The sequence below is a fragment of the Pseudomonas sp. NPDC090592 genome (genome assembly GCF_044769185.1).
In the GTDB taxonomy this organism is placed as follows: domain Bacteria; phylum Pseudomonadota; class Gammaproteobacteria; order Pseudomonadales; family Pseudomonadaceae; genus Aquipseudomonas.
Map to the genome: position 1 here is coordinate 18767 of NZ_JBIVXJ010000013.1, position 16433 is coordinate 35199.

Consider the following 16433-nt stretch of genomic DNA (forward strand, 5'->3'; position numbering starts at 1 on the left):
ATCCTGCTTGGGAGACACCCCGATGAGAGCCCGTTACCGCTGGCCGCTGGCAGGCCTGGCCAGCCTGGTCGCGCTGCTGGTAGCCCTGCACCTGGCCCTGCCCTACCTGGTGCGCGACTACCTGAACGACAAACTGGCCGACATGGGCGAGTACCGGGGCCAGGTGGCCGATGTGGACCTGGCCTGGTGGCGCGGCGCGTACCAGATAAACGGCCTGAAAATCGTCAAGACCAGCGGCAAGGTGCCAGTGCCGCTGCTCGACGCACCGCTGATCGACCTTTCGGTAAGCTGGAGTTCGCTGTGGTACGACAAGGCGGTGGTGGCCGAAGTGACCTTCGTGCACCCGCAACTGAACTTCGTCGACGGTGGTAGCAAGCAGGCATCGCAAACCGGCCGAGGCACCGACTGGCGCCAACAACTGGAAAAACTGCTGCCCATCACCCTCAACGAGGTGCATATCGACAACGGCGTGCTGGCCTTTCGCAACTTCAACGCCGATCCACCGGTCGACCTCAAGGCCACCCAGCTGAACGCCACCCTCCGCAACCTGACCAACGTGCGCAACAAACAGGGCCGGCGCGACGCCAGCCTGGACGCGAGCGCCCTGCTGCTGGGCGATGCCAAGGTCGAAAGCCGTGCCACCTTCGACCCGTTCAGCGATTTCGACGACTTCCAGTTCCGCTTGCGCGCCACGGGCATCGAGTTGCGCAGGCTCAATGACTTTTCAAGCGCCTATGGCAAGTTCGATTTCAATGCTGGCCATGGTGACCTGGTGATCGAGGCGCAGGCCGAGAATGGCCGGCTCACGGGCTATATCAAACCGTTGCTGCGCGATGTGGACGTGTTCAACTGGCAACAGGATGTGCAGGAAAAGGACAAAGGCTTTTTCCGCTCGGTGTGGGAGGCATTGATAGGGGCCACCGAGACCGTGCTCAAGAACCAGCGCAAAAACCAGTTTGCCACCCGCGTGGAGCTTAGCGGCAGCGTGCACAAGCAGGATGTCAGCGCCTTCGAGGCATTCTTGCAGATACTGCGTAACGGCTTTGTCCAGGCCTTCAATGCACGGTATGAGCAGCCCGGGCCGGATGCCGACTGACTGAGCGTGACGGGGCATTCAGGGACTGAATACCCGGTCTGCGTTTTCAGCTGCCTAAGCCCGCGTTATAGTCGGTAACAAATCGAAAACAGGTGTTGGACCTTTCGCGGGCACGCCCGCTCCCACAGGTACTTCACAGCTCCAGAAGCTCGTGCAATTCCTGTGGGAGCGGGCGTGCCCGCGAAGAGGCCGGCACAGGCTTACAACAGAGGACAGCCCCATGAAGTTCGAAGGCACCCGCGACTACGTCGCCACAGACGACCTGAAACTGGCGGTAAACGCGGCTATCACCCTCGAACGCCCGCTACTGGTCAAGGGCGAGCCCGGCACCGGCAAGACCATGCTTGCCGAGCAACTGGCGGCATCTTTCGGCGCGCGCCTGATCACCTGGCACATCAAGTCCACCACCAAGGCCCATCAGGGCCTGTACGAGTACGACGCGGTCAGCCGCCTGCGCGACTCGCAGCTGGGTGTGGACAAGGTCCACGATGTGCGCAACTACCTGAAAAAGGGCAAGCTGTGGGAAGCCTTCGAAGCCGAAGAGCGGGTCATCCTGCTGATCGACGAAATCGACAAGGCCGACATCGAGTTCCCCAACGACCTGCTGCAAGAACTCGACAAGATGGAGTTCTACGTCTACGAAATCGACGAGACCATCAAGGCAAAACAACGCCCGATCATCATCATTACCTCCAACAACGAAAAAGAGCTGCCGGACGCCTTCCTGCGCCGCTGCTTCTTCCACTACATCGCCTTCCCGGACCGCACCACGCTGCAACAGATTGTCGACGTGCACTACCCCAACATCAGCCAGTCGCTGGTCAGCGAAGCGCTGGATGTGTTCTTCGACGTGCGCAAGGTGCCGGGCCTGAAGAAAAAGCCGTCCACCTCCGAGCTGGTCGACTGGCTGAAGCTGTTGATGGCCGACAACATCGGTGAAGCCGTGCTGCGCGAACGCGACCCGACCAAGGCCATCCCGCCGCTGGCAGGTGCCTTGGTGAAAAACGAGCAGGACGTGCAGCTGCTTGAGCGCCTGGCCTTCATGAGCCGGCGCGGCAACCGCTGACAGGAGCCGGGCCATGCTGCTCAACCTGTTCAATGAAATGCGTGCAGCCAAGGTGCCGGTGTCGGTGCGCGAGCTGCTGGACCTGCACCAGGCGCTGCAAAAGCACGTGGTGTTCGCCGACATGGACGAGTTCTATTACCTCGCCCGCGCCATCCTGGTAAAGGACGAACGCCATTTCGACAAGTTCGACCGGGCGTTTGCCGCCTACTTCAAGGGCCTGGAAAACCTCGACCGACACATCGAGGCATTGATCCCCGAAGACTGGCTGCGCAAGGAATTCGAGCGCTCGCTCACGGATGAAGAGCGTGCGCAAATCCAGACCCTGGGTGGCCTGGACAAGCTGATCGAGGCATTCAAGCAACGCCTTGAAGAGCAGAAGGAACGCCACGCCGGCGGCAACAAGTGGATCGGCACCGGCGGCACCAGCCCGTTCGGCTCGGGCGGTTTCAACCCCGAGGGCATCCGCGTGGGCGACGCCGGCAAGCGCCAGGGCAAGGCGGTGAAAGTGTGGGACCAGCGCGAATACAAGAACCTGGACGACCAGGTGGAACTGGGCACACGCAACATCAAGCTGGCCCTGCGCCGGCTGCGCAAGTTTGCCCGTGAAGGCGCCGCCGAAGAGCTGGACATCGATGGCACCATCGACCACACCGCACGTGACGCAGGCTTGCTGAACATCCAGATGCGCCCCGAGCGGCGCAACACGGTGAAGCTGCTGTTGCTGTTCGACATCGGCGGCTCGATGGATGCGCACATCAAGGTCTGCGAAGAGCTGTTCTCGGCCTGCAAGACCGAGTTCAAGCACCTGGAGTACTACTACTTCCACAACTGCGTGTACGAGTCGGTGTGGAAGAACAACCTGCGCCGCACCTCGGAGCGCTATTCCACCTTCGACCTGCTGCACAAGTATGGCGACGACTACAAAGTGATTTTCGTCGGCGACGCGGCCATGGCGCCCTACGAAATCACCCAGCCGGGTGGCAGCGTGGAGCACTGGAACGAAGAGGCCGGGTATGTGTGGATACAGCGGTTCATGGAGAAATTCAGGAAGATCATCTGGATCAACCCGTATCCGAAGCAGGCCTGGGACTACACCGCTTCGACCCATCTGGTGCGGGACCTGATCGAAGACAAGATGTACCCGCTGACCTTGCAGGGGTTGGAGGAAGGCATGCGTTACCTGTCCAAGTGATGTTGTGTGCACCGGCCCCTTCGCGGGCTCGCCCGCTCCCACAGGTCACCCGCAAACCCTGAATGTTGCGGTGTACCTGTGGGAGCGGGCGAGCCCGCGAAAGGGCCAGCGGCCTTACAACCAACGGTTCAGGTAATCCTGCTGCTCCCGCCAGGCCTCATCCTGCACCACAGCCCTGAACCGCACAGCAGCCCCCGGCATGCACTGCGCCATCTGCGCCAGCGCCAACGGCGTCAGCGCTCCCAATCGTGGATAGCCACCAATGGTCTGCCGGTCATTGAGCAACACGATCGGCTGCCCGTCCGGCGGCACCTGCACCGCACCCAGCGGGATACCTTCGGAAATCATTGGCGCGCCCTGATAGACCAGTTGCCGCCCCAGCAAGCGGATGCCCATGCGGTCGGCCCGGCTGTCCAGGGTCCAGTCACTGTTGAACGCCTCGAACAGGCTGGTACCGCTGAAATCACCAATCTGCGCGCCCATGACCAAATCAAGCACAGGCTTTTGTGTGTACTGCGGCCGCAACGCATGCGGCACCTCGCGCAGGGTTGCATCGCTACCGGGGAACGCTAATGCCTGGCCTTTAACCAGCGCAGCCCCTTGGCCATCGATGCCGCCCAGCTCTTCACGTACCACCGTGGCACAACTGCCCAGCACATCTGCGCCCAGGAACCCGCCCGGTGCCGCCAGATAAGCCCGAACGCCCTGCTTAGGCTGCTTCAGGGTCAAGCGCTGCCCCTTGCCCAGGACAAAACTGCGCCAAGGCGCCAGCGGCTGATCATCGACCCACGCATCCAGGTCGGCACCGGCCAGCGCCAGCACGCAATCCTGCTCCGCCACCACACTGAAGCCACCCAGCGCCACCTCGACCACCGGCGCTCCCAAGGCATTGCCCAGCAGCCAGTTGGCCCAGTGCATCGCCACCCAATCCAGCGCACCGCCCTGGGTTACGCCCAAGTGGCGCACGCCAAAGCGCCCGGCGTCCTGCAACTGGCACAACGGCGTACTGGCCTCGATCTTCAACTGCTTCATCCCTGCGCCTCCACATCACCACCCAAGGCCAGGAATTCGCTGCGCGAAACCGGCACGAAGCGCACCCGGTCACCGGGTTGCAACAGGCTGTAGCCCTCGCGATCCCGGTCGAACAGGCGCACCGGGGTACGGCCAATCAGGTTCCAGCCGCCCGGCGATACCGCTGGATACGCTGCCGTCTGCCGCTCGGCAATGCCCACGCTACCCGCTGCCACGCGCTTGCGCGGCGTGCTCAGGCGCGGGCTGGCCAGGCGTTCGTCCACCAGGCCCATAAAGCCAAAACCGGGGGCGAAGCCCAAAGCGAATACCGGATAGTCGCGCTCGCTGTGCAAGCGGATGACATCGGCTTCACTTAAGCCGCTGCGGGCTGCCAGCGCAGGCAGTTCCGGGCCGACACTGGCGTCGTACCACACCGGGATTTCATGTCGCCGGCCACCACTGCCGGTGTCTGGCTGCAAGCCCTCCAGCGCCTGGCTGATCAGCGCCCTCGCCTCACCCGGCGGCAGGTCGAACTGCACCATCAGCGTGGTGTAAGACGGCACCAGGTCCAGCAGATGCTGGCCGAACGCAGCGCTCAAGCGCTGGCTGGCGGCGAGCATCCACGGCATGTTCGCTTCGTCGATACGGTCGAACAGGCGCACCATCAGGCTGTCGATGGCCACCACTTCGATGCGCAGCTTCATCCTGCCTCCAGCGCATCAAGGGCCTGACGTATCTGCCGCACCGCCGCCACCGAACTGTCGTTATCGCCATGCACGCACAGGGTGCTGGCTTGCAGGCGCAGGGCACTGCCATCGGCCGCCACCAATGTGTCGCCGCGGGCAACACGCACAGCCTGCTCCACTACCAGCGCCGGGTCGTGGTGCACCGCACCAGGCAAGCGCCGCGACAGCAGATGACCGCTGGCGGTGTAGGCGCGGTCGGCGAACGCCTCGAACCACAGCGGCACGCCGACTTCATCGCCCAGCGCCTGGGCGGCGCGGTTGTCAGCGGTGGCCATGAGCATCAGCGGCAGGTTGCTGTCGTAGGCCGCCACGGCCTCCAGCACCGTGCGCAGCTTGAGCGGGTCGGCCATCATGTCGTTGTACAGCGCGCCATGGGGTTTCACATAGGCCACGCGGCCCCCCAGCACCTTGCAGATACCCTCCAGCGCACCGATCTGGTAGTGCAGCAAGTCACGGATCTCCTCCGCGCTGCAAGCCATGGCGCGGCGGCCAAAGCCGACCAGGTCCGGGTAGGCGGGGTGCGCGCCGATGGTCACGCCATGCTCTAGCGCCAGCGCCACGGTGCGGCGCATGATGCCGGGGTCACCCGCGTGGTAGCCACAGGCGATGTTGGCGCAGTCGATGTAGGGCATCACCTCGGCGTCCAGGCCCATGCGCCAGCTGCCGAAACTCTCGCCCATGTCACAATTGAGTAGCAGGCGTTCCACCACGTGGTCTCCCTTGTTGTTGTCCATAGGCCTACCTTACCGCGCCTTGAGCTGTTTGCCGCGGGTTTCCGGCAGGCTCAAGGCCGCCACGATGACGATCCCGTAGGACACTGCAGAGAACACGCCAATGCCCAGGCCCAGCGGTACATTCTGGCCGAGCATGCCGATCATCAACGGGAACAACGCCGCTATGACCTTGCCGATGTTGTAGCAGAAGCCCTGCCCCGAGCCACGAATGCGCGTGGGGAACAGTTCGGTGAGGAACGCGCCCATGCCACTGAAGATGCCCGAGGCAAAGAAGCCCAGCGGGAAGCCCAGCCACAGCATCACGCCATCGCTGACCTGCATTTGCGTGTACAGCAGCACGATGACGAACGAGCCCACGGCGAACAGGATGAAGTTCTTCTTGCGCCCCAGCAGGTCGGACAGGTAGGCGCTGACCACGTAACCCACGTACGAGCCAACGATCACCATGGCCAGGTAGCCCCCGGTGCCCAGCACGCTCAGGCCGCGCTCGTTCTTGAGGAAGGTCGGCAGCCATGACGTGATGGCGTAGTAGCCACCCAGCGCACCGGTGGTCAGCAGGGATGCCCGCACAGTGGTCCAGAGCATGCCCGGGGCAAAGATTTCGTAAAAGTGCGACGGTGCCTCGGCCTTTTCTTCTGCCTTGGCCTCGCGATACACCTCGGGGTCCTTGACCAGGCGGCGAACGAAGATCACGAACACCGCCGGCACCAGCCCCAGCAGGAACAGCGCGCGCCAGGCCTGCTCTGGCGGCAGCCAGGAGAACAACAGCGCGTAAAGAATCGCCGTGAGGCCCCAGCCGATAGCCCAGCCAGACTGCACCATGCCCACCGCCTTGCCGCGGTCCTGGGCACGGATCACCTCGCCGATCAGTACCGCGCCAGCCGTCCATTCACCGCCGAAGCCAAAGCCCATCAAAGTGCGGGCGATCAGCAACTGCTCGTAGCTCTGGGCAAAGCCGCACAGGAAGGTGAAAAAGGCGAACCACAGCACCGTCAGTTGCAGGGTACGCACCCGGCCGATGCGGTCGGAAAGGATACCGGCTACCCAGCCACCCACGGCCGAGGCGATCAGTGTGCTGGTGTGGATCAACCCGGCTTCGGTGGTGGTGATGCCCCACAGCATGATCAGTGTGGGGATGACGAAGCTGAGCATCTGCGTGTCCATGCCATCCAGGCCATAGCCGATCTTGCAGCTCCAGAAGGTGCGCCGTTGCTGTTTGTCGATATCGCGGTACCAGGCGAAAGGCCCGGACGAAGGGGGGGAACTGACCTGCTGCTGCACGCCGGTGGGGTTCATGGATGCCTCGGCTTGTTGGTATTGTTTTATGGGCGACATAAAGCGTCGCGGCCTGGGCACCATTGTTCAGAGGCCGCAACGCTTGCGTCCAACGAGAAAAACCGCCGGTCTGGAACAAGAAAAACTGATCATGAACCTTCGCTTCCTCGAAACATTCGTCTGGGTCGCCCGGCTCAAGAGCTTCCGCCTGACGGCAGAAAAGCTGTTCACCACCCAGGCCTCGGTGTCCAGCCGCATTGCCGCGCTGGAGGCGGACCTGGGTGTGAAGCTGCTGTTGCGTGATTCCCGCGGGGTCAGCCTGACCCCGGAAGGCGCCAAGGTGCTGGAATACGCCGAGCGCATGCTGGAAACCGCCAAGGCCATGAAGCAGTCGCTGGACAGCGATCGGGCCAAGGTCGGGCGCATTCGAATCGGCGTGATGGACACGGTGATCCATACCTGGATGAGCGCGCTGGTGGCAGAGCTGACCGAGCGCTACCCGCAGGTGGAAATCGAACTGGTGGCCGACACCGCGCTGAACCTGCGCGAGCAGCTGCAGAAGGGTTTTCTCGATGTGATCCTGCAGACCGACCTGCTGCGTGAGCAGTCGATCCGCAGCCTGGACCTGGCGCGCTACCCGATGGGCTGGGTAGTGGCTGCCGGCTCGCACCAGCACCGGGACTACGCATCGCTGGCCGAGCTTGGGCGCGAACGCATCATCACCTTCTCGAAGAATTCGCGACCACACCAGGAGGTGCTGAGCTTGCTGCAAGCTGCGGGGGCTGAGGCGCCGCGGCTGAACTGCGTGAACTCGGTGGCGGCGATTACCCGGTTGTTGCGTGACGGGTTTGGTATTGGTGCGTTGCCGCCGGCATTGGTAGATGCCGAGTTGGGCCGGGGCGAACTGGTGTTGCTACAAGGGCTGCAACCGCCGCCCGGCCTGGAGCTGGTGGTGGCCTGGCAGACCGGGGTGGCGTTGGTCGATGAAGTGGTCGGGGTTTGCCGGCAGGTGTTGGAGGGGTACGCGCGTGATGTGGGGGGGCAGCGGATCGTGCTGGTCTGAAAGATTGTCTTTGCCTGTGCCGGCCCTTTCGCGGGCTTGCCCGCTCCCACAGGTACTGCACAGCTCTCAAGGGCTGTGATGATCCTGTGGGAGCGGGCGAGCCCGCGAAGAGGCCGGCACAGCTACCGCAGCAATCAGCGCCAGCTTTCTTTAACTGCCCTGCGCCGCCCACCGAGGATCACCCAGCCAATCCCCAGCAACAGGCTTTCAACCACAAATGCCAGCACGAAACCGGCACCAACGCCCCAGCCAACCGCTTCGGGCACCAGCAAAATCTGATAGCTGTAGCCATTCAACGTCTCTTCGCGCAGCTGTGGGTCAGCCTGTACCAGCACATGCCAGGTTCGCTGCGCCCATGGCCCTTGCAGCGCCTGCCATTCGTTTTCCAGCAGTTGGTTGCGGATCATCAGGCTTTCGATGCTGTTGGCATCACTGTTGAACACCGGGTCGTCACTGCTGCGGTAATGCCGGAGCAGCGCCTGCAAGTCGCCCTTGAAAAAGCGCTCGGCCGTTTGCCGGAAACCATCCAGCGCCTCGCGCGACTCGAACAGGTGCGCCTCGACCCGCTGGCTATAGTCCTTGACCAGCCCCGGGGCCTGGATACCGGCCAGCAGGCCGAAGGTGAACAGCAGCAACCGCAGGTAACTTCTGAACATGCAGCGTCCTTAGCTCTGGCCGTGCGCCACGCATTCGCCGTGCCGCCACAGGGCCCATTGACCCGGCTCGTAGCGGTTCCAGGTCTCGTTCTCGGTCAGGGCCTCGGTGGCAATCACCGTGACCACGTCGTTGGGGGTGGTTTCGGCATGAAAATCGACGATCAGGTCGACATCCTTCAACCGTGCGGCACCAAAAGGCGCACGCCGGGTAATGTGTACCAGCTTGGTCGAGCAGAAGCAGAACAGCCAGTCGCCGTCGCTGAGCATGCAGTTGAACACGCCCTGGCCACGGTAGCCGGCACAGGCTTCGACCAGCACCGGCAGCAGCTGTTCCACCGGCACCGGCTCGGGGAAGGCGCTGCGGATGCGGTTGAGCAGGTCGCAGAAGGCCGCTTCGCTGTCGGTGTCGCCCACCGGCCGGTAGAAGCTGGCCAGGCCCTTGAAGTCGCCCAACTGGCCGTTGTGCGCGAAACACCAGTTGCGGCCCCACATTTCCCGTACGAACGGGTGAGTGTTGGACAGGCACACCTTGCCGACGTTGGCCTGGCGGATATGGCCAATCACCACTTCGCTCTTGATCGGGTAGCGCTGCACCAGGTTGGCGACTTCCGACTCGCTGCTCGCTGCCGGGTCCTGGAACAGGCGCAGGCCACGGCCTTCGTAGAAGCCGATGCCCCAGCCGTCACGGTGCGGGCCAGTCCGCCCGCCGCGCTGCATCAGGCCGGTGAAGCTGAAAACGATATCGGTAGGGACGTTGGCACTCATGCCCAGCAGTTCGCACATCGGCGTGTCTCCTGCGCTTACAGACGGGGCTCGACCCGGCCATTGCCGCGTGGTGCGGCCGGGCGTGGGTCGTCGCGGTAACGGTCACCGCGCTCGGCGGCCAAAGGGGCATGGGCGGCGAGCTGGTCATCTTCGGCGGCCTGGCGCTGGGCGGCGGCCTCGGCTTGCTCGCGGCGCTCGCGGGCGCGTTTTTCCAGCGGCCAGCGCAGCAGCACGAAGAGCAAATACAGGCCAAAGGCAATCATGCCGTACATGGCGAAGTCGGACACTGCGCGCCAGGCGTTGTTACCGACCTTGAAGGCGACATCCAGGGCGGTGATGGCGATGGCCGGGGCGAAGCTGTCCTTGACCGGGTCGACCACGGTCGGCGTCAGCAGCAGCACCGCCAGCAGCACCCGCAGCGGTTCGCGCAGCCAGCGCCACATCCAGCCGGTCAGCTTGAAGCCCACCAGCAGGCAGCCCAGGGCGGCCACAGCGTAGAGGCCCCAGAGAAGGGTGTAGTCGTTCTCGGTCATGGTGTTCGTGCAAGCCAGGCAAAGAGATGCCTATGATAAACACTTTTCCGGGCGCAGACAGTGTTTGCCTGTGCCGGCCTCTTCGCGGGCTCGCCCGCTCCCACAGGTATTGCGCACTGCTCGAGGGCTGTGGGAGCGGGCAAGCCCGCGAAGAGGCCGGCCCAGGCAACCCCAATCAAGAGATCCTCAATGCCGACCAAGCCCCAACCCCCGATTGCCAAAGCCGATCAAGCCGCCGCCCCGTACGCCTGGCTGCAACAGCGCGACACCCCCGAGGTGCTCGCCTACCTGCAAGCCGAAAACGCCTACCAGGAGGCCTGCCTGGCCGACCAGGCGCCGTTGCGCGAGCACTTGTTCGAAGAGATCAAGGGCCGCATCCAGGAAACCGACCTGTCGCTGCCGTCTCCCTGGGGCCCTTACCTCTATTACACCCGCACCACCGCTGGCGACGAATACCCACGCCATTACCGCTGCCCGCGCCCGGCCGACGACTCCAACACCGTCGATGAAAGCCAGGAGCAACTGCTGCTCGACCCCAACGCCCTGGCCAATGGCGGCTTCCTGTCGCTGGGCGCGTTCAACGTCAGCCCCGACCACCGTCTGCTGGCCTACAGCCTCGACACCAGCGGCGACGAAATCTACACCCTGTACGTCAAGGACCTTGCCACTGGCAATGTCACCACCCTGCCCTTCGACGACTGCGACGGCAGCCTGACCTGGGCCAACGACAGCCAGACGCTGTTCTTCGCCGAGCTGGACGACACTCACCGGCCCTGGCGGCTGCGCCGCCACACGCTGGGCAGCGACGCTGCACAGACCGTGTTCGAAGAACCCGACGGGCGCTTCTTCCTGCACTGCTACCGCTCCAGTTCCGAGCGCCAGCTGGTGCTGCTGCTCAACAGCAAGACCACCAGCGAGGCCTGGGTACTGGACGCCGAAACCCCGCAGGCGCCGTTCACCTGCCTGGCGCCGCGTGTCGAAGGCCATGAGTACTTCCCCGACCATGGCCAGCTGGACGGCGAGTGGCGCTGGTTCATCCGCACCAACCAGGACGGCATCAACTTCGCCCTGTACCACGCGCCGGTTGCGCCGGTGCCGCGCCGTGAGCAGTGGCAGGCGCTGGTCGCGCACCGCGACGCGATCATGCTCGAAGGCCTCAGCCTGAATGCCGGCGCCCTGACCCTGAGCCTGCGCGAAGGCGGCCTGCCAATCATCGAGGTACGCCCGCAAGGCCAGGTGCCTTATCGCGTCGAGCTGCCGGACGCTGCCTACAGCCTGTACGTGCAGGACAGCCTGGAGTTCGCCAGCACCCGCATACGCCTGCGCTACGAAGCCCTCAATCGCCCGGCCCAGGTGCGTCAGCTGGAGCTGGCCACCGGTGCCCAGGCCGTGCTCAAGCAAACCCCGGTGCTAGGGGCATTCGATGCCGATGACTATGTAAGCGAGCGCCTGTGGGCAAGCGCAGCGGACGGCACCCGGGTGCCGATCAGCCTGGTGCGTCGCCGCCAGGACCTGGGCAAGACCGTGCCGCTTTACCTGTACGGCTACGGCGCCTATGGCGAAAGCCTCGACCCGTGGTTCTCCCATGCGCGCCTGAGCCTGCTGGAACGTGGCGTGGCCTTTGCCATCGCCCATGTGCGTGGCGGCGGCGAACTGGGTGAAGCCTGGTACCGCGCCGGCAAGCAGGAGCACAAGCCCAACACCTTCAACGACTTCATCGCCTGCGCCGAGCACCTGATCGCCAAGGGCGTGACCACTGCTGCCCGGCTGGCCATCAGCGGCGGCAGCGCCGGCGGCCTGTTGATGGGCGCAGTGCTCAACCTGCGCCCCGAGCTGTTCCGTTGTGCAATTGCCGAAGTGCCGTTCGTCGACGTGCTCAACACCATGCTCGACCCCGACCTGCCACTGACCGTGACCGAGTACGACGAATGGGGCAACCCTGAAGATCCCGAGGTGTATGAACGGATCAAGGCGTATGCGCCGTATGAGAACGTGAAAGCGCAAGCCTACCCGGCCATGCTGGTGGTGGCGGGCTACAACGACAGCCGCGTGCAGTATTGGGAAGCGGCCAAGTGGGTGGCACGCTTGCGTACGCGCAAGACCGACAACAACCTGCTGCTGCTCAAGACCGAGATGGGGGCTGGCCATGGCGGGATGAGCGGGCGGTATCAGGGGTTGAAGGATGTGGCGCTGGAGTATGCGTTCGTGTTTGGGGAGTTGGGGGTGGCGTAAAACCCAGGATTGAGCACCAGCGCCGATCCCTGTGGGAGCGGGCATGCCCGCGAAGAATTCAACGCGGTGATTGGCACCGGCTTTGCCGGTGTTCGCGGGCTCGCCCGCTCCCACAGGAATTCGGTGCAGGCTGGCTAGATTCAATCATCCTGCACCGGCGCTTTCGGCGGCTCCGGCCGCAAACCCGGCAATGGTTGGTCCTTTGGCGGCCCGGGCACGGGCATTGGCGGCAACAAGGGCGCCCCCGGCTGGCTGTCATAAGCCTTGGGCGGCGTACTCGGGGTTACCTGCGGGTATGGCGTGGGCGTGGGCGTACCCGGTGCACCCGGCACCGGGGTAGTGAGACGGGGTGGCGTGCTGGCGGCTTCGGCCATGGGCAGGCCAGCCAGCAACAGCGCGCTGAGGATCGCGTGAAACATCTGCAACCTCCTGTCGGGAACCTTCCTACAGGCTACGCCTAAATCAAACCTTTCGCCTGTCCGCCTGCCCTGCAAGCGCGCTAGACTCAATGACATAACCGTCATTTGCCTGATCAGAACCAAGGAAACATCATGAGCTCCACTTCTTCCGCCGCCGCCACCGCGCGCCTCGACCGTATCCTGGCCGATGCCAAGCGTGACAAGGAAATGGGCTACCGCGACAAGGCCCTGAGAATGTACCCGCACGTCTGCGGCCGCTGCGCCCGCGAGTTCGCCGGCAAGCGCCTGAGCGAGTTGACCGTGCACCACCGTGACCACAACCACGACAACAACCCGCAGGACGGTTCCAACTGGGAACTGCTGTGCCTGTACTGCCACGACAACGAGCACTCACGTTACACCGACCAGCAGTACTTCAGCGAAGGCTCCACCAGCACCCCGAGCATCGCCAAGGCCACCCACAACCCGTTCGCCGCATTGGCGGGCATGTTGAAGAAAGACTGACCATCGATTCGCCCCCCGCTGCTGCCGGGCAGCCCGTATAATCGCGCTTTTTTCGCGAAGGGCCCCGGTACGTGGCAAACAAACGATACAGCTGCATCGGCCTGTTCAACCCCAAATCGGCAGAAAACGTCGGCTCGGTGATGCGCGCGGCGGGCTGCTATGGCGTCAATTCGGTGTTCTACACCGGCAAACGCTACGAACGCGCGCGTGACTTCGTCACCGACACCAAGCGCGTGCATTACGACATTCCGCTGATCGGCATCGATGACCTGCAACGCATCATCCCGCTGGGCTGCACGCCGGTGGCGGTGGAGCTGGTGGAAGGGGCGCGGCCGCTGCCGGAATATACCCACCCGGACCGGGCTATCTATATCTTCGGGCCTGAGGATGGCTCGTTGAGCGAGGATGTGCGGGGGTGGTGTGAAGAGACCATCTACATACCCACCGAAGGTTGCATGAACCTGGCGGCGACGGTGAATGTGGTGCTGTATGACCGCATGGCCAAGGGGCTGAATACCCGGTCGGGGCCCAAGTTCAAATAAAAAGGCCACCTTGTATTGGCAGTGCCGGCCTCTTCGCGGGCTCGCCCGCTCCCACAGAGGCAGTGTGAACCCTTGTGGGAGCGGGCGAGCCCGCGAAGAGGCCAGCCCTGCAAACACAGGGCGGCCAGGTGCTGAGCTCCGTCAGAACAGCACCGGTCTTGCTCAGATCACGAAGCGTTGATCCAGATGGTCTTCAGCTCCGTGTATTGGTCATGGGCCCAGATGGACTTGTCGCGCCCACCAAAGCCAGACTCCTTGTAGCCACCGAATGGCGTGGTCACATCACCTTCGCCGAAGCAGTTCACGGTCACCACGCCCGCGCGGATTTCCCGCGACAGGCGCAGCGCGTTGCGCAGGCTGCCGGTGTAGGCCGAAGCGGCCAGGCCGTAAACGGTGTCGTTGGCCAGCTCGATCGCCTCGTCGATGGTCTCGAAGCTGGTCACGCTCAGCACCGGGCCAAAGATTTCCTCGACGAACAGCTTGTTGTCGCGGCTGACGTTGTCGACGATGGTCGGCTGCACGAACACGCCTTCTTCGGTTTCGCCACCCTGCACGATGCTGAGCTTCTGCTCGGCAGCGTACTCCAGGTACGACTTCACCTTCTCGAAGTGCGACTTGCTGACCATGGCGCCCAGGCGGTTGTCCGGGTCCAGCGGGTCGCCCAGTTTCCAGTCTTTCAGGTGCTTGGCGATCAGGCCCAGCAGCTCGTCCTTCACGTCCTTGTGCACGATCAGGCGCGAGGAGGCCGAGCAGTTCTCGCCCATGTTCCAGAACGCACCGGCGGTGACGAACTGGGCCACTTCGTCCAGGTCTTCGCAGTCGTTCATGACCACGGCCGGGTTCTTGCCACCCAGCTCCAGCACGATGCGCTTGAGGTTGGACTCGGCGGCGTATTTCAGGAACAGGCGGCCGGTGTCGGTGGAGCCGGTGAAGCTGACCATCGGGATGTCCATGTGGCGGCCGATGGCCTCGCCCACTTCACGGCCACCACCAGGCACCAGGTTGAACACACCGGCAGGAATACCCGCCTCATGGGCCAGCTCGGCCACACGCAGGGCGCTGAGGGTGGTTTCCTTGGCCGGCTTGACCACGATCGAGCAACCGGCAGCCAGCGACGGGGCGATCTTCCAGGCCAGCATCAGCAGCGGGAAGTTCCATGGCAGCACCAGGCCGACCACGCCAATGGCTTCACGCACCACCATGGTCACGGCCGCGTTGCCGGTCGGGGCGGTGGCGTCGTAGATCTTGTCGATCAGCTCGGCGTGCCAGCGGATGGTGTGGATGGTTTCCGGCACGTCGACGGTCTGGCACTCGCTGACGGGCTTGCCGCTGTCCAGCGCTTCCAGCACGGCCAGCTCGTGGGCGTTGTCTTCCAGCAGTTGGGCGAACTTCTGCAGCACGTGCTTGCGGTCGTTCGGCTGCATCTTCGACCAGGTGCCCTCTTCGAACACACGCTTGGCCGCGGCCACGGCGACGTTGACGTCGTTGACGTCGCAGGCGGCGACCTCAGCCAGCTGCTTGCCGGTGGCCGGGTTGGTGGTGACGAAGGTGCGACCGGAGATGGCATCGCGGAATTCACCGTCGATGAACGCCTTGGTGCGCAGCTGCAGGTCGGCGGCGATGGCCGCGTATTGTTCCTTGCTCAGCAATTCAGCCATTTTTCCAGCCTCCTTATTTGATCTGGGCGATGGTGGCCTTCAGTTCGGTGACCACGCGCTGCAGCTCTTGCTTCTCGGCGGCGTCCAGGTCGTACAGCGGCTTGCGCACACCACCGGTGCTCAGGCCATTCAGGGCCACGCCGTTCTTGATGGCCTGGACGAACTTGCCACCTTCGAGGAAGTCCATCAGCGGCATCATGGCAGCCATGATCTTGCGGCCCTTGTCGAAGTCTTTCTCGATCACGCAGGCCTCGTACAGGGCCACGTGCTCGCGCGGGATGAAGTTGGAGCCGGCGCAGACCCAGCTCTTGGCGCCCCAGGCGAAGAATTCCAGGGCCTGGTCGTCCCAGCCGCACGACAGCTGGATGTTCGGGCGCTTGATGGCCAGGCGGTGCAGCTGGGCCATGTCACCGGAGCTTTCCTTGATGGCGACAATATTTTTCACGTCGGCCACGGCGTCGAAGAACTCTTCACCCATGCTTACGCTCATGCGGCCCGGGTAGTTGTAGAGCATGATCGGCAGGCCGGCGGCGGCGTCGACCGCTTTGACGTGCAGGGCGATTTCCTGCTGGGTTGGCAGCGCGTACGGCGGGGTGCCCACCAGCAGCGCGTCGGCCTTGATTTCCTTGGCGTGCTGGGCAAAGGCCACGGCGTCTTCGGTGCGGATGCCACCGGTGCCGACGATCAGCGGCAGGCGGCCGTTGAGCACGTCCTTGGCCTGGGCGGCCAGTTCGATGCGCTCCTGGGTGGTGTGGGCGTAGTACTCGCCGGTGGAGCCACCAATGATGACGCCGTGGATTTTCGACTCGACCAGGTATTCGAGGACCTCGGCAAACGCTGCCTTGTCGATCGAGCCGTCCGCAGCCAGCGGAGTGATTGCCGGGGTGTAGATGCCTTCGAATTTCACGGTAGGTTCTCCAGTGCGTTGCTCAGTGTTGTTA

The 16433-nt window shown here is 63.8% G+C and carries 17 protein-coding genes; 7 read left to right on the forward strand and 10 right to left on the reverse strand.

The genetic code is table 11. The annotated features are described in order from the left end of the window. Positions 1–22: 22 nt before the first annotated feature. The 3 genes from ACIQUI_RS13615 to ACIQUI_RS13625 all read left to right on the forward strand — a co-directional run bounded on the left by ACIQUI_RS13615 (position 23) and on the right by ACIQUI_RS13625 (position 3354). Positions 23–1096, forward strand: coding sequence for a DUF748 domain-containing protein (locus ACIQUI_RS13615; protein ID WP_403199262.1), 1074 nt, complete (start codon positions 23–25; stop codon positions 1094–1096). A gap of 220 nt (positions 1097–1316) precedes the next feature. Beyond that, a complete protein-coding gene (locus tag ACIQUI_RS13620) occupies positions 1317–2162 on the forward strand; it encodes a MoxR family ATPase (RefSeq protein ID WP_012273667.1) in 846 nt (281 codons plus the stop codon). A gap of 13 nt (positions 2163–2175) precedes the next feature. Then, a complete protein-coding gene (locus tag ACIQUI_RS13625; RefSeq protein ID WP_403199264.1) occupies positions 2176–3354 on the forward strand; it encodes a VWA domain-containing protein in 1179 nt (392 codons plus the stop codon). Between the two features lie 114 nt (positions 3355–3468). On the opposite strand, the gene ACIQUI_RS13630 is transcribed toward ACIQUI_RS13625, so the two are convergent. From ACIQUI_RS13630 to ACIQUI_RS13645, 4 genes are read right to left on the reverse strand one after another with little or no spacing between them, the layout of a single operon-like run. Further along, entirely contained in the window at positions 3469–4386 is a 918-nt protein-coding gene (locus tag ACIQUI_RS13630) for a biotin-dependent carboxyltransferase family protein (RefSeq protein ID WP_403199267.1), read from the reverse strand. Next, positions 4383–5069 carry a 5-oxoprolinase subunit PxpB gene (gene pxpB / locus ACIQUI_RS13635; protein ID WP_403199269.1) on the reverse strand — a complete coding sequence of 229 codons (687 nt, stop codon included), beginning with the start codon at positions 5067–5069 and terminating at the stop codon, positions 4383–4385. Before pxpB ends, ACIQUI_RS13630 begins: the two co-directional genes overlap by 4 nt. Further along, positions 5066–5845, reverse strand: coding sequence for a 5-oxoprolinase subunit PxpA (locus ACIQUI_RS13640; protein ID WP_403199271.1), 780 nt, complete (start codon positions 5843–5845; stop codon positions 5066–5068). Before ACIQUI_RS13640 ends, pxpB begins: the two co-directional genes overlap by 4 nt. Before the next feature lie 9 nt (positions 5846–5854). Beyond that, positions 5855–7141 (reverse strand): MFS transporter, encoded by a 1287-nt coding sequence (locus ACIQUI_RS13645; protein ID WP_403199273.1) that lies wholly within the window; start codon positions 7139–7141, stop codon positions 5855–5857. A 130-nt stretch (positions 7142–7271) separates the two neighbouring features. On the opposite strand from ACIQUI_RS13645, the gene ACIQUI_RS13650 reads away from it, so the two are divergent. Beyond that, entirely contained in the window at positions 7272–8183 is a 912-nt protein-coding gene (locus ACIQUI_RS13650) for a LysR family transcriptional regulator (protein WP_403199276.1), read from the forward strand. 134 nt (positions 8184–8317) lie between these two features. Here the strand turns inward: ACIQUI_RS13650 and ACIQUI_RS13655 are convergent, their stop codons facing one another. The 3 genes from ACIQUI_RS13655 to ACIQUI_RS13665 are packed head-to-tail and all read right to left on the reverse strand — an operon-like array spanning position 8318 to position 10137. Beyond that, positions 8318–8839: a DUF2937 family protein gene (locus tag ACIQUI_RS13655; RefSeq protein WP_403199279.1), complete on the reverse strand. Its 522-nt coding sequence runs from the start codon at positions 8837–8839 to the stop codon at positions 8318–8320. 9 nt (positions 8840–8848) lie between these two features. Then, the gene (locus ACIQUI_RS13660; RefSeq protein WP_403199281.1) at positions 8849–9622 is read right to left on the reverse strand and encodes a class II glutamine amidotransferase; all 774 of its coding nucleotides are present in this window, start codon (positions 9620–9622) and stop codon (positions 8849–8851) included. A 17-nt stretch (positions 9623–9639) separates the two neighbouring features. After that, the gene (locus ACIQUI_RS13665) at positions 9640–10137 is read right to left on the reverse strand and encodes an MFS transporter (protein ID WP_403199284.1); all 498 of its coding nucleotides are present in this window, start codon (positions 10135–10137) and stop codon (positions 9640–9642) included. Between the two features lie 189 nt (positions 10138–10326). Between ACIQUI_RS13665 and ACIQUI_RS13670 the strand changes: the two genes are divergently transcribed. Then, positions 10327–12369 carry a S9 family peptidase gene (locus ACIQUI_RS13670; RefSeq protein ID WP_403199286.1) on the forward strand — a complete coding sequence of 681 codons (2043 nt, stop codon included), beginning with the start codon at positions 10327–10329 and terminating at the stop codon, positions 12367–12369. A 140-nt stretch (positions 12370–12509) separates the two neighbouring features. Here the strand turns inward: ACIQUI_RS13670 and ACIQUI_RS13675 are convergent, their stop codons facing one another. Further along, positions 12510–12788 (reverse strand): hypothetical protein, encoded by a 279-nt coding sequence (locus ACIQUI_RS13675; RefSeq protein WP_403199289.1) that lies wholly within the window; start codon positions 12786–12788, stop codon positions 12510–12512. A gap of 132 nt (positions 12789–12920) precedes the next feature. On the opposite strand from ACIQUI_RS13675, the gene ACIQUI_RS13680 reads away from it, so the two are divergent. Both ACIQUI_RS13680 and ACIQUI_RS13685 read left to right on the forward strand, forming a co-directional pair. Further along, positions 12921–13292 carry a YajD family HNH nuclease gene (locus ACIQUI_RS13680; protein WP_016488597.1) on the forward strand — a complete coding sequence of 124 codons (372 nt, stop codon included), beginning with the start codon at positions 12921–12923 and terminating at the stop codon, positions 13290–13292. A 71-nt stretch (positions 13293–13363) separates the two neighbouring features. After that, a complete protein-coding gene (locus ACIQUI_RS13685) occupies positions 13364–13834 on the forward strand; it encodes an RNA methyltransferase (protein ID WP_028693028.1) in 471 nt (156 codons plus the stop codon). Between the two features lie 167 nt (positions 13835–14001). Here ACIQUI_RS13685 and ACIQUI_RS13690 read toward each other — a convergent pair whose 3' ends face one another. Both ACIQUI_RS13690 and ACIQUI_RS13695 read right to left on the reverse strand, forming a co-directional pair. Further along, the gene (locus ACIQUI_RS13690) at positions 14002–15492 is read right to left on the reverse strand and encodes an aldehyde dehydrogenase (RefSeq protein WP_403199293.1); all 1491 of its coding nucleotides are present in this window, start codon (positions 15490–15492) and stop codon (positions 14002–14004) included. Between the two features lie 13 nt (positions 15493–15505). After that, positions 15506–16399: a dihydrodipicolinate synthase family protein gene (locus tag ACIQUI_RS13695; protein ID WP_391126853.1), complete on the reverse strand. Its 894-nt coding sequence runs from the start codon at positions 16397–16399 to the stop codon at positions 15506–15508. Positions 16400–16433 lie beyond the last annotated feature (34 nt).

Bases quoted from the DNA above. Each gene is read 5' to 3' on its own strand.
- ACIQUI_RS13615 (WP_403199262.1), top strand. From the start codon at position 23: ATGAGAGCCCGTTACCGCTGGCCGCTGGCAGGCCTGGCCAGCCTGGTC.
- ACIQUI_RS13620 (WP_012273667.1), top strand. From the start codon at position 1,317: ATGAAGTTCGAAGGCACCCGCGACTACGTCGCCACAGACGACCTGAAA.
- ACIQUI_RS13625 (WP_403199264.1), top strand. From the start codon at position 2,176: ATGCTGCTCAACCTGTTCAATGAAATGCGTGCAGCCAAGGTGCCGGTG.
- ACIQUI_RS13630 (WP_403199267.1), bottom strand. From the start codon at position 4,386: ATGAAGCAGTTGAAGATCGAGGCCAGTACGCCGTTGTGCCAGTTGCAG.
- pxpB (WP_403199269.1), bottom strand. From the start codon at position 5,069: ATGAAGCTGCGCATCGAAGTGGTGGCCATCGACAGCCTGATGGTGCGC.
- ACIQUI_RS13640 (WP_403199271.1), bottom strand. From the start codon at position 5,845: ATGGACAACAACAAGGGAGACCACGTGGTGGAACGCCTGCTACTCAAT.
- ACIQUI_RS13645 (WP_403199273.1), bottom strand. From the start codon at position 7,141: ATGAACCCCACCGGCGTGCAGCAGCAGGTCAGTTCCCCCCCTTCGTCC.
- ACIQUI_RS13650 (WP_403199276.1), top strand. From the start codon at position 7,272: ATGAACCTTCGCTTCCTCGAAACATTCGTCTGGGTCGCCCGGCTCAAG.
- ACIQUI_RS13655 (WP_403199279.1), bottom strand. From the start codon at position 8,839: ATGTTCAGAAGTTACCTGCGGTTGCTGCTGTTCACCTTCGGCCTGCTG.
- ACIQUI_RS13660 (WP_403199281.1), bottom strand. From the start codon at position 9,622: ATGTGCGAACTGCTGGGCATGAGTGCCAACGTCCCTACCGATATCGTT.
- ACIQUI_RS13665 (WP_403199284.1), bottom strand. From the start codon at position 10,137: ATGACCGAGAACGACTACACCCTTCTCTGGGGCCTCTACGCTGTGGCC.
- ACIQUI_RS13670 (WP_403199286.1), top strand. From the start codon at position 10,327: ATGCCGACCAAGCCCCAACCCCCGATTGCCAAAGCCGATCAAGCCGCC.
- ACIQUI_RS13675 (WP_403199289.1), bottom strand. From the start codon at position 12,788: ATGTTTCACGCGATCCTCAGCGCGCTGTTGCTGGCTGGCCTGCCCATG.
- ACIQUI_RS13680 (WP_016488597.1), top strand. From the start codon at position 12,921: ATGAGCTCCACTTCTTCCGCCGCCGCCACCGCGCGCCTCGACCGTATC.
- ACIQUI_RS13690 (WP_403199293.1), bottom strand. From the start codon at position 15,492: ATGGCTGAATTGCTGAGCAAGGAACAATACGCGGCCATCGCCGCCGAC.